Source organism: Verrucomicrobiia bacterium (assembly GCA_035629175.1).
Classification (GTDB): Bacteria; Verrucomicrobiota; Verrucomicrobiia; order Limisphaerales; family DASXHY01; genus DASXHY01.
The window spans coordinates 153,143-165,520 of record DASPIL010000096.1; the positions used below are offsets into that span (position 1 = coordinate 153,143).

The 12,378-nt window shown below is 59.0% G+C and carries 8 protein-coding genes; all 8 read left to right on the plus strand.

The features are described 5' to 3' along the window. The first annotated feature begins 92 nt into the window (after window positions 1–92). The 8 genes from VEH04_17325 to nuoH all read left to right on the plus strand — a co-directional run bounded on the left by VEH04_17325 (window position 93) and on the right by nuoH (window position 12,372). Entirely contained in the window at window positions 93–6,848 is a 6,756-nt protein-coding gene (locus VEH04_17325; GenBank protein ID HYG24542.1) for an autotransporter-associated beta strand repeat-containing protein, read from the plus strand. A gap of 200 nt (window positions 6,849–7,048) precedes the next feature. After that, a complete protein-coding gene (locus VEH04_17330) occupies window positions 7,049–7,315 on the plus strand; it encodes a hypothetical protein (GenBank protein ID HYG24543.1) in 267 nt (88 codons plus the stop codon). A gap of 143 nt (window positions 7,316–7,458) precedes the next feature. Next, window positions 7,459–7,836 carry an NADH-quinone oxidoreductase subunit A gene (ndhC, locus tag VEH04_17335; GenBank protein HYG24544.1) on the plus strand — a complete coding sequence of 126 codons (378 nt, stop codon included), beginning with the start codon at window positions 7,459–7,461 and terminating at the stop codon, window positions 7,834–7,836. Between the two features lie 7 nt (window positions 7,837–7,843). Next, window positions 7,844–8,455, plus strand: a complete 612-nt coding sequence (locus VEH04_17340; GenBank protein HYG24545.1) for an NADH-quinone oxidoreductase subunit B — start codon at window positions 7,844–7,846, stop codon at window positions 8,453–8,455. Window positions 8,456–8,494: 39 nt separating this feature from the next. Continuing rightward, window positions 8,495–9,127, plus strand: a complete 633-nt coding sequence (locus tag VEH04_17345) for an NADH-quinone oxidoreductase subunit C (GenBank protein ID HYG24546.1) — start codon at window positions 8,495–8,497, stop codon at window positions 9,125–9,127. A gap of 50 nt (window positions 9,128–9,177) precedes the next feature. Further along, window positions 9,178–10,305, plus strand: a complete 1,128-nt coding sequence (locus tag VEH04_17350; GenBank protein ID HYG24547.1) for an NADH-quinone oxidoreductase subunit D — start codon at window positions 9,178–9,180, stop codon at window positions 10,303–10,305. 47 nt (window positions 10,306–10,352) lie between these two features. Further along, a complete protein-coding gene (locus tag VEH04_17355; protein HYG24548.1) occupies window positions 10,353–11,012 on the plus strand; it encodes a 4Fe-4S dicluster domain-containing protein in 660 nt (219 codons plus the stop codon). Between the two features lie 178 nt (window positions 11,013–11,190). Further along, the gene (gene nuoH, locus VEH04_17360; GenBank protein HYG24549.1) at window positions 11,191–12,372 is read left to right on the plus strand and encodes an NADH-quinone oxidoreductase subunit NuoH; all 1,182 of its coding nucleotides are present in this window, start codon (window positions 11,191–11,193) and stop codon (window positions 12,370–12,372) included. Window positions 12,373–12,378 lie beyond the last annotated feature (6 nt).

A 12,378-nucleotide genomic window follows, 5' to 3' on the forward strand; every position in this document is an offset into this window, starting at 1 on the left:
ACCCAAAAGTGTTATCGCGCCCGCTTTACATTTGTGACTGCACCCGCGAAGACTCTGCGCCGTCTGAAGAGAATCAATGAAAAGTCTTCCCTATGAAATGTATTCCGGAATATCCGTGTCCGCGTCCTGGTCGCAAATTACTCAGTTCCCTGGCTGCCGTGGCAGCTTTTACGCAGGTTTTTTCCGCGAGCGCGGGAACGGTCGCCTACTGGCGTTTCGAAGGTGATGGCGTGAACACGCCTGTCGCGGGCGTGACGCAGGTGGAGGATACGGACGAACGCACCACGACGGCAACGGGCGTTGGCATCAGGGTTGTGGATGTCTCTGGCAATGGCAATACCGTGTGGGCCTGGCAGCATGACTTCGCGGGCGCAACGTATGCGTCGACGGTGCCCGCCGCGACGATCCCGCTGACAGGTTCTCCAAATAATTTCAGCACGATGAACGCGGGAAGTTTTCCTGCGTTGTTCACATGGTCGGCTCAAAGCGCGCCAAGCGTGGACCTGGAAACCATCAAGCCGCTGCAGTGGACGATTGAAGCTTCCATCCGATCGACAGACAACACAGGCCATCGAACATTTGTCGGGCGCGATGGAAACGGCGTGAGTGCCGGAGGGAGCGCTGCGCCTTTGTATTTCAAGCACTTTGACGGAACCCTGCGCGTTGAGTTCGCAGACGAAGCCGGCAATTTCTACACCGTTTCCGATTCAACGGGAACACTCGCGCTCGACACGTGGTACAACGTCGCGGTGGTGAGCGATGGCACGCGAGTCAAGTTGTACAAGGATTCCGGCGCGGGATATCAATTGGTCGGCAACATGATCCTCACCCCTGGCGACACGCGTCTTGCGTATGACGATGCGGGATCGACTACTGCAGGCGACGCGCAGTGGGGATGGACGATCGGCCGCGGCCGATACGGCACGAGCGATCTTCAGTCCGACAATCACGTGGACCGCTGGTTTGGCGGAATCGATGAGGTGCGGATCAGCGACTCAGCGTTGAAGCCGAGCCAGTTTCTTTTTGCGCCGACGAATGTGTATGTGATCAGCGGCCCGGTGCCGGCCAGCCAGACAGTGGCCCTGGGATCACCGGCGAGTTTTGCGATCGAAGCCGGCGGCCAGAACCCGGCGTATCAATGGCGGCTCAATGGCACGAACATCAGCGGAGCCAACAGCGAGGGTTACACCATCAATTCCGTTGGAGCGCAGCACGTCGGCAGCTATGACGTGGTGATCTCCAACAGCGGCAGCTCGCGAACCAGCAGTGTGGCGACGCTTTCGATTCACTTGCCGCGGAACGTCCAATGGGCGGGCGTGGGCAACGTGTGGAATACCTCCTCGGCGAGCTGGACCACCAACAGCGGAGCGAATCTCATCTCCTACGTGGACACGGATCATGTCACATTTGGCACGCTCGGCACGGTTCAGTCCGCGATTTCGGTGGAAGGCACCCGCACGCCTGGATCGATGGTTGTCTCGGCTGGCAATTATTCCCTGAGCGGGGGAAGCATAGGCGGCAACGGATCGTTGACCATTGAAAGCGCAGGAGCACTGGTTCTGGGAACCACCAATTCGTATTCAGGCAACACCATGATTAATGGCGGGCGGTTGCAGGCGGGAATCGCCAGTGCAATTCCGGACGGTCTTGGCGCAGGCAACGTGACGATTGCCGCCGGGGGCGTTCTCGATCTGGCCGGCTTTGCTGACACAATCAATGGTTTGTCAGGCGCGGGAGTGATCACCAACTCGAGCACCAACTCCGCGGTGTTGACCGTTGGAAATAGTGGCGCCGCCCTGAATTGGGCGGGCAGCATCGCGGACACAACCGCCGGCCATGTTGCATTGATCAAAGCGGGAACGAACCAATCAACGATCAGCGGAATCAACCGCCTGAACGGCACCGCGGCGAACCAGATCAACGGTGGCATCGCCACCATTACGGGATCGCTGCTCATGCCTGCGGGAGAATTCTGGATCGCCGAAGGACCCGTGACGGCAAGCGTCACGCTCAATGGCGGAACGATCGCGGCTTCAAACAATTGGTTCGTGGTGGGACGCAACAGTTCTGCAGCGAACGGAAAACTGACGGTGAACAGCGGCCTCGTGGTCAAGGGCGGCAATGGCAATTTCGTTGTCGGTTCTTTGGGGGCGACCGGCGAGCTGATCGTCAATGGCGGAACCGTGCTGAACAACGCAAACCTCTGGCTCGGCGAAGGGGCCACTGCGAACGCCACCCTTCGATTGAATGGCGGTTTGGTCCAGGCGAACCAGATTCGCCCGAATGGCGCGTTTGCAACGTCTGTGGCCTATTTCAACGGCGGCACACTTCAGGCGAGCGGATCCAGCGCGGATTTCATTGTCTCGACCACGCCGTATATCCAGACCGGCGGGCTGGTGTTTGACAACAACGGTTTCGACGTGACGATCGCATCGATTTCGCTGCAGGAAGACGGAGCGTCTCCCGGGGGCGGATTGCGAAAAATCGGAACCGGAACGCTGGCCCTGAACAGCGGCGCCACTTACAGCGGCCCCACTGTCGTCACGGCCGGAACACTGAGTGTCAGCCCCGCATTGACCTTCTATACGGCGACTGCGGTGACGGTCAGCAATGCAACGTTGCAGATCGACGCATCGGGCGGATCGGCTTCCTACTCGGCAAACAGCCTTACGCTTCAGAACAACGCCGTCCTGCAGATTGGTTATGGCACGGTGACTGGAAATCCGGCCATTCCGGCATTGTCAGTTGCGGGCGGCATTTCAGCGCCCGGCACAGGAATCAAAATCAACATCACGGGCGTCGGCCTGCAGATCGGCCAGTTCCCGCTCATCTCCCACAATGGCGCGCCCCTGCCGAATCTCGCGAATATCACCCTTGGCTCGGTTCCTCCCGGAGTGACCGCAAGCCTCGTGAACAACACCGGCAGCGGAACGATTGATCTCAATGTGACGGCCACGGGACAGAACCTTTCGTGGTACGGTTCGGTGAACGGGAACTGGGATATCAATGCCAGTGCGAACTGGTTCGACGGCTTCAGCACCACCGCGCGCTATCTGGAGTATGGATCAATTGGCGATCCCGTCCGTTTTGACGACACGTTGTTTAATGATTTCGTCAATCCTCCTCGCACAAACATCGCGCTGGCCACAACAGTCCGGCCCTTCACAGTGGTTGCGGACAGCACGCACCCGTATCGCATTTTCGGCTCGGGCGGAATTGCCGGGGCGGCTTCGATCATCAAATCAAACACAGGTTCGCTCACGTTGAACACTGTAAACAGCTACACGGGCGGCACCTTTATTCGGGGCGGCGCGCTCGTGGTGAATTCCGACGCAGCCCTCGGATCAGCCTCAGGCGGCATCACCCTCGGCGGTGGTTCGCTGCGCTTCACGGAGAACGCGACGAGCCTGCGACCGATCACGATGGCCGCGGAGTCGGCATTCTTCGTGGATGCCGGACGCACGGTGCAGTACGGCGGCGTCATCAGCGGCAACAGCCGGCTCAACTTCGACGGCGCCGGCACGAAGATCCTCACCAATCGCGGCAACGTCCTGGTTCATATCAAGAATGGTTCGCTGGTCCTCGAAGGCGATGCGCGCTACACGAACACCACCTGGACTGCGATCGCTCCTTATTACAACAGCGATTATGAATCGGTCAGCGCGAGCCTCGTGTTACGCGGCAATGCGACCTTCGACACGGGCAACAATGATTTCAATGTGTCGGATTCAACGCTCGCCGGCGGTGGCGACAACGGGCGTTTGGACATCCAGGACAACGCGATCCTGCGTTTCCGAAACCTGTGGATTGGCAAAGGCTTGAACGCGACGGGCATGGTGTACCAGACCGGCGGTGTCTGGACGAACCACTACGGGCCAAATGCAGATCTGCGTATCGGAGGCAATGCTGCGGATCAGGTGGATACCTTTGGGCGATACCAGATCTCCGGCGGACGTGCGGATTTCCGGCGCCTGCTTCAGGTCGGCGCGTACGGGATCGGCGAATTGCTCGTCAGTGGCGGTCAGTTCAACAACAATGCGTCGGTGGTGATCGGCCGATTCCCCGGCAGTCGCGGAACGGTCGCGGTTACAGGCGGCCAGTTCAACCAGCTCGGGAGCGGCAATGTGGTGATCGTGGGCGAGAACGGCACTGGCACATTCCAGGTTGGCGGCACTGGCGTTGCAACGCTTGCAGGCGCGTTGAATGTCGGCGGCTTTGGAACACCTGGAACCGGAACCGTGCACCTGGCAACGGGCGGATTATTGATCACGCCTCAGGTGCGGATGGGCTCGGCCCTCGGCACATCGACGTTCAACTTCGATGGCGGAACATTGATGGCCAGCGGACCCAGCGCAACCTTCATGCAGGGATTGAACATCGCGAATGTCCTGGCGGGCGGTGCAAGGATCGATTCGTCAACGAACAATATCACGATTGCTCAGGCGCTCCTGAACGCCGGCGGCAACGGTGGCCTGACGAAACTCGGATCGGGCACGCTCCTGTTGAAAGGCGCAAACACCTACAGCGGCCTCACGACAGTCACTGCCGGGACGCTGCTCGTCACACCGTTGCATCAAATTCCTGCGGGCGCTGTATCCGTGGCCGATGGCGCGACGTTCGGTGTGGCTGGGGATTCCGCTGCGAAGATCGGCAATCTTACGCTGGGCAGCGGCGGCGCGACAACGTTGAGCATCGTGCTGACCGGCGCGACGAACCCTGCCGCTGCAGTACTTGAAGCAGGAGTCATTACGATCAACGGCATAAGCACGGTCCGCCTCGGCGGCACGTTCACCGCAGGAACGTTCCCGATTGTGAAGTACACGGGTGCGCTCAGCGGATCGTTCAACGCGACAGTGGCAAGCAGCCAGCAGGGCTTCTCTGGGATCCTTTCCAATCACGTGGCGGGCAGCACGCTTTACGCGGTGGTTCTGAACGCCGGCACGGGCCTTGTCTGGACCGGAACCAACGCCGCACCTGGCCTTGCGAATCGCTGGGACATCGATTCGACCGTCAACTGGCTTGCAGGTTCGACCCCCGTCAAATACCAGGAACCTGTCGTTCCTGGCGACTCTGTCGTTTTCAACGATCTCGGCAGCGGCCTCGTATTGCTCAGCAATGTTGTCAGCCCCTCGAGCGTGATGGTCAGCAACCAGTCGGTGGGTTATTCCATTGCCGGCAGCGGCCGAATCTCCGGCGTCGCCGGCTTTGGCAAACGAGGGACTGGAACTGTCACGAACGCATTGGCCGGGAATGATTACCAAGGGAACACCGTGATCAGCGAAGGCACGCTTCAATTGGGCAGTGCCACCGCAGTTCCCGATGGCATTGGCGCGGGAAACGTCGTCGTCAACACCAATGCCGTGCTGGAGCTCGCAGGTTTTGGCGAAACCATCAACGGCCTGTCTGGGGCGGGCAAAGTGAACAACTTCACCGGCACCCCGATCCTTACCGTCGGCGGCGCGAACGCAAGTTCGACATGGGACGGCACGATGGATTGGACCGCTGGCGGACTTCGCCTCATCAAGGTGGGAACGGGCACGCTGACGTTGACGGCCACAAACCGGTTGAACGGTGCGAACAACCAGGTCAATGGCGGCAGCGTGATCGTCAGCACGAACTCCGAGCTCAACATCACGGGCGGTGATCTGTGGATCGCTGAAGGAGCAAACGCGGGTTCGATGACGGTTAACAACGGTGTCGTGAAGGTCTCGAACTGGGTCGTGATTGGCCGCAACAACGTGGCTGCCGACGGCACCCTGACAATCAATGGCGGCAACTTCAGCAAAACCACAACCTCGGGATCATTCGTCATCGCTTCACTGGGAGCGAAAGGCCGATTGGTGATCAATGGCGGGCAGGTGCTGAACCCGAGCCAGTTGTGGCTGGGTGAGAATGCGACGGCGGATGCGGAACTGCATCTGAACGGCGGACTGCTTCAGGCGGCACAACTTCGCCACAACGGCACTGCGGGTGTTAACCAAACGGCGTACTTCAACGGCGGGACTCTCCAGGCCTCGGCTGCGAGCACCGACTTCATCCAGGCTCCTGTCGTCCCTGTGATTCGCAGCGGTGGACTGACCCTCGATTCGCAGAGTTTCGCAATCAGCATCCTCGCGGGTTTCACGGAAGACGCGACATCGATGGGCGGGGGGCTCACCAAAACGGGATCCGGCACGGTTTACATGAACGGTCCCAACAGCTACAGCGGGCTCACTCACGTGGCAAACGGCACGCTTGCAGGCAGCGGATCGATTGCAGGGCCCGTGACGGTGGGCGCTTCGGGAACGATCGCCGCGGGCGATGGGACGTTGAGCATGGGCGTGCTCACCCTCAATGGATCCACGCTCACGTTGCACGGAAATGCTGGCTTCCGCGTCAGCAAGGACGGCGGCTCTCCGATAAGCGATCAGATTGTCGGGATCGGATCGGCCCAATATGGCGGCTTCCTGACGATCAGCAATGCGACGTCTGATGGAACACCTCTCGTGCTCGGCGACACCTTCACACTGTTTAGCAGTGGCGCCGGCGCCGGGAATTTTGCCGCCGTCCTGGGCTCTGCCGGCCCCGGATTGGGATTCAGCTTCAACCCCGCAAACGGGACGGTGACAGTCGTGACAGCGGCTCCAACCGGGCCGACGAACATCACGGCCTCACGCAGTGGAAACACTCTGACGCTGTCCTGGCCATCCACACATCTGGGCTGGGTGTTGCAATCACAGACAAATGCCCTCAGTACTGGATTATCGATCAACTGGCACGACATCGCCGGAAGCGCTTCGAGTACGCAGGCTGTCTTGAACATCAACTCCCTTGATCCAGCGGTGTTCTATCGGCTGCGTCAGCCGTAATCGCCGCAGGCACAATCCAACCATTCGTGGCGGGGAGATCAGCGATGATCTCCCCGCCTTTTATTTCAACGGATGCATCCGACGATCGCCGCGTGATTAAAGCGGGTGATCAGATTTAACGGGCCTTTAGTCACGACCCTCCGGCGTCTGCGGGGCGACATCACTTGACCTCATTGGATAGCGCCCCTAGCTTGCGGTGCGTGGCGACTCCAAAAAAACGATTGCGTAAGAAGGCTGTGCTGCTGGGCATTGGACTTGATTCGGACGGACACAAGCGCGTGACAACGGGGCCAAACTTTGCGCTTGTGGGCGGGTCTGCTGAAACGCACGAGGTCATGACCGAGAAGGCCATCAAGATCAACGAAAGGCTGGCCGCGAAAGGCAAGCGTCTTGAGGATGTCAGCCGTGATGAATTTGAGGAGATCGCGCATTCAGTCGGACTTCGTCCGCCTGAAGGGCAGGAATAACCTCGGAACGTTTTTCCGGGAGCACGGGACGGACGCGCGCGATGTGCCGTTGCTTGGCCATTCCTGCACAATTCTTGCCCATTTCTTGACGGGGCAGGGTGGCGTTGGTTACGGTGCGGCAACGTTTAAGCAAATCGTTTCATATGCCGTTTGCGGAAAATCCTTACCTGCCGATCCTGGTGCTCATTGTGGCCGCGATTGGATTTGCTTTGACGCCGTTGGCGCTGGCCTGGTTGTGGGCACGGAAATTCTCTCCGCAGAAACCCGGACCTGACAAAAACGCCACCTACGAATGCGGCCTGGAATCGAAGGGTGACGCCTGGGTTCAGTTCAAAGCTGAGTACTATCTCTACGCGATCATTTTCCTGATCTTCGACGTTGAAACCATCTTTCTGCTTCCCTTTGCCGTGGCATTCACCGGCCTGTCAGCCGGAGCCTTCATTGCCATGATGATCTTTCTGCTGCTGTTGGTCGAAGGTTTGGTGTGGGCGTGGAAGAAAGGTGTGCTGAACTGGAGATGACACGACCATGGATGAGAGTTTAAAAAGTGAATTGCAGAAGCAGGGCGTCTTTGTGACGACGCTGGAGGACCTCTATAACTGGGGTCGCAAGAACTCGCTGTGGCCGCTGGGCTTCGGGCTGGCCTGCTGCGCAATTGAAATGATTGCGGCTTCGATGTCACGCTGGGACCTCGCCCGTTTCGGGGCTGAGGTGTTCCGGCCTTCGCCGCGCCAGGCAGACCTGATGATTGTGGCGGGGACCGTGACCAAGAAAATGGCGCCCCAGGTGGTGCGGCTCTACAACCAGATGTCCGAGCCAAAATATGTGATCGCGATGGGCGCCTGCGCGATTTCCGGCGGTCCGTTCAAGCAGGGTTACAATGTGCTGAAAGGGATCGACCGGTTTCTGCCGGTTGACGTGCACATCCCTGGATGTCCGCCTCGGCCCGAGGCCCTGCTGCATGCCTTCATGACACTGCAGCAGAAGATCGATGAGCAGAAGCTCACGGGTGCGGATCGGCCACGGCATTTGCACGCTGGCGCGCCGAGCGAATTTCCGGTGCCTCAATTCGGCGAACACGACCTGGTGCCTTCCAAGAACACCGAGATTTGGCAACCGCCCGGAATGGTTCGGACTTGAACCGCACGGCTCCTGCCGGGAGCCGGCTTCAAACAAATTGTGGAAACTCTCGAGCAGATAAAAACACGGGTAGAACTGTCAGTTGCGGGCGCGCGTTTGGAGATCGTTCCGAACGACAGCCCCTCGGGCCAGCGTTCCCTGCTTGTCGATCGTGAGCACGGATTTGCCGTGGCCAGGTTCCTTCGGGATGATTCCGCTCTCAGGCTGGATTACCTGTCGAACGCAACCGGATTGGATTTCCTCGACGCCGAGCTGGCCGAGAAGATCAAGGTGAAGAAGGTCGTCGATGGCGTGGAAAAGGAGGTTGAGGAGGTAAAGAAGACCTTCCGGCCGGGCTGCCTCGAGGCCGTCTATCACCTGTATTCCATTTCCCTCAAGCACGGCCCGCTGGTGCTTCGCATGCGCACGCCCAACCGCACCGATGTCACGCTGCCTTCCCTTACGCCGCTCTGGCGCGGCGCGGAATTCCAGGAACGCGAGATCTACGATCTGTACGGAATTGTCTTTGAGGGCCATCCCGACCTCCGGCGCATTTTGATGTGGGACGAGTTCAAGGATCATCCGATGCGAAAGGACTACGTGGAGCCTGACGATTTCGAATACGAGCCAACTCCGCACGACGAAGTCCTCGAACGCGCCAAGGCACACCAGGCAAGGGAGGGAGCGCCGTGAACACGCCTTCGGTTGAGATTCCCGGCATTCCGGCGCAAAACTACACCCTGATGCCGAAGCGCAGCGGCAGCGCTGTTGATGGCGACTTGCTCGAGATATCGATGGGTCCGCAGCATCCCTCGACCCACGGCGTGTTTCGCATGGACGTCGTGCTTGATGGCGAGCGCGTGGTGAAGCTGAAACCCGTCTTCGGGTATCTGCATCGCAACCACGAGAAGATCGGGGAGGGTACAAGCTATCTGGCATCCATCCCATATACCGACAGGCTCGATTACTTTTGCTCGATGACGAACAACTGGGCGTATTGCATGTCCGTCGAGAAACTTGCGGGATTCCAGGTGCCCGAACGCGCGGAGTACCTGCGCGTCATTCTCGCCGAGCTGACGCGGCTCCAGAATCACGCCTCGTTGTGCGGCTTTCTCCTGCAGGACATGGGAGCGATGGGAACGCCGCTCATGTATGCGTTCCGCGAACGCGAGAAGATTCTCGATCTTTTTGAGTCCATCAGCGGCGCGCGAATGATGTGCAATTTCATGCGCTTTGGCGGGCTGCGTACGGACGCCTCGGAAGCGTGGCTGCGCGAGGCGCAGAACATCGTCGATGCCTTTCCGCGTTTCCTGGAGGAATTCGAAACGCTCCTGAGCGAGAACGAGATCATCATGGCCCGCACTCAGGGCGTGGGTGTCCTGCCCGCGAATCTTGCAATCAGTGCAAGCATCACCGGCCCGATGCTCCGGGCCAGCGGCGTCAATTATGACATTCGCAAGGTGGACCAGTACGGCATCTACGATCGATTCGAGTTCCGCGTGCCGCTGGGCGAACATGGCGATGTGTACGATCGTTACATGATGCGTGTGCTGGAGATGCATGAATCGATCAAGATTCTGCAGCAGGCTTTGAAGGCGATTCCGGGCGGCCCGATCATGGATCCCAAATCGAAGCTGCGTGGATTCCGGACAAAGCCCGGCGAAGTGTACGGCCGCATTGAAGCGCCGAAGGGAGAGCTTGGTTTTTACCTCGTGAGCGATGGCTCGCCCAATCCCTATCGATACCGCGTGCGCCCGCCGAGTTTCATCAACCTGACGATTCTTGAGGACATGTGTCTCGGGCACAATGTCGGCGACATCATCATCATTTTAGGAAGCGTGGATATTGTACTGGGCGAGGTGGATCGGTGAAACCGTGTTCCCCTCGACGTGCAACGTTGAACTTTGAAGTCTGAAGTATGTTAGGCGAAGCAATCATCAAAGGCATGGCGGTCACCGCCAGAAACTTCTTCGGAAGTTATGTCTCGGCGGAGCGGCTGCCGACGATCGAGTATCCGGACGAACGGCAGAAACTTCCGGAGGCTTCGCGGCAGTTTCCATTCCTTGTTTACGATGGCGAGGATCCCAAGAAGGGGTTGCGCTGCGTGGCGTGCCAGATTTGCGAGAAAGAATGTCCGCCCAAGTGCATTTACATCGTCAAGAGCAAGGACAAGCGGGTGGATTACAAGGGGCAGCCACAGTTTTACCCGGCGGTCTTCGACATAGATCTTTCCGTGTGCATGAGCTGCCAGATCTGCGTGGAGGTTTGTCCGTTTGAGTCCATCAAGATGGACACCGAATTCGAGCTGAGCAACAGCGACCGCTTTGGCGGGTTGCTCGTTAACAAGCATCAGCTGGCCATGTCGAACGAGCATTATCATCAGATACACCCGACTGACGCGGCTGAGTCGGATGCGAATATGGCGGCGGAGAAAGCCAAGGCCGTGGCGAAGGCGAAGGCAGACGCTGAGGCGAAAGCGAAGGCTGCTGCTGAAGCGAAGGCCAAAGCCGCGGCTGCCGCCCCGAATGCGCCCGTGGGTACCGAGCCCAAACCCGCTTCGGCTCCCGCCGCGCGATGAGTTCGCACGGTTCCAATAGCATCGGGCAAGGCTGGATTTTTTCTTCTGGCGTTCTCGCACGCTCTGTTTATTTTCCGCGGTCCGCAGCGGCCCGGCTGCGCGGCAATTCCATGCGGCTTGAGTGTGCTGATTCCCATCTGCGCCAGGATGGACCCTTTTGGCGGATGGATTGGTGAACATGGCTGAGACGATCGACCAGATTTTTGTCACGCTGAAACATTGGCTCGTTGGCTTCGCGCCCGAGCCGTGGCAGCCGTACCTCGCCGTGCTCATCTCCATCGCGGCGCTGATGGGCGTGTTCGCTTCGCTGTTCGCCATTACCACAATCCTCGAGCGCAAAGGCCTTGGCCGGATTCAGAATCGGCTTGGCCCAAATCGCGTTGGACCGTTTGGTTTCCTGCAGCCTGCGGCCGACGGCATCAAGGCCTTGATCAAGGAAGACCTCGTTCCGCGTTCCGCGGACAAGGTGGTGCATTTCCTTGCGCCCCTTTTCCTGGTGCTTCCGCCATTCCTGGTCCTCGCCTTGTTGCCGGTGGGACGGAACATGACCCTTGTTGATTTCGATGCCGGCGTGCTGTTCTTCTTTGCGGTGGCGGCGTCGATGGAGCTTTCGGTGTTCATGGCGGGATGGTCGAGCCGCAACAAGTACTCGCTGCTTGGCGCGATGCGCGCGATTGCGCAGATGATCAGTTACGAAATTCCGCTGATCCTTTCCAGCGTCACGGTCATCATGATGGTTGGCTCGCTTTCGTTGACGCAAATCGTCAATGCGCAGGGTGGATTAACGAACGGGCTCGCGCAGTGGCATGTGTTCACTCCATGGGGTTTCGCCGGGTTCATCCTGTTCATGATCGCAGCAACCGCTGAATCGAATCGCTCGCCGTTCGACCTGCCGGAAGGCGAGTCGGAAATCATCGCGGGCTATTACATCGAATACTCGGGATTCAAGTTTGCCCTGTTTTTCCTGGGTGAATACCTCGGTTTATTCGCGGTGAGCGGGCTGGGCATCACTCTCTTTCTCGGGGGCTATCACGCTCCGCTCGCGTTCCTGCAGTTCATCCCATCGTGGGCTTGGTTTTTCCTAAAGCTCGTGGTCCTGATCGCCGTGTTCATCTGGGTTCGCGGGACGCTGCCGCGCCTGCGACAGGATCAGCTCATGAATTTTGCATGGAAGTTCATGCTCCCCATGACGCTGTTGAACATCCTGGTTGCGGCGATCTGGCATTTCATGCAGCCGCTGCCGGGCATCACACGCTGGGTCGCATGTTCTCTGTTAGTGATTGGATCCTACGTGTTGCTGGGCCGGGGGCTTGTCGATCGCGGCCGGGTTGGGCCGCGCACGTATCGTTTTGCGGAATGACGTTGA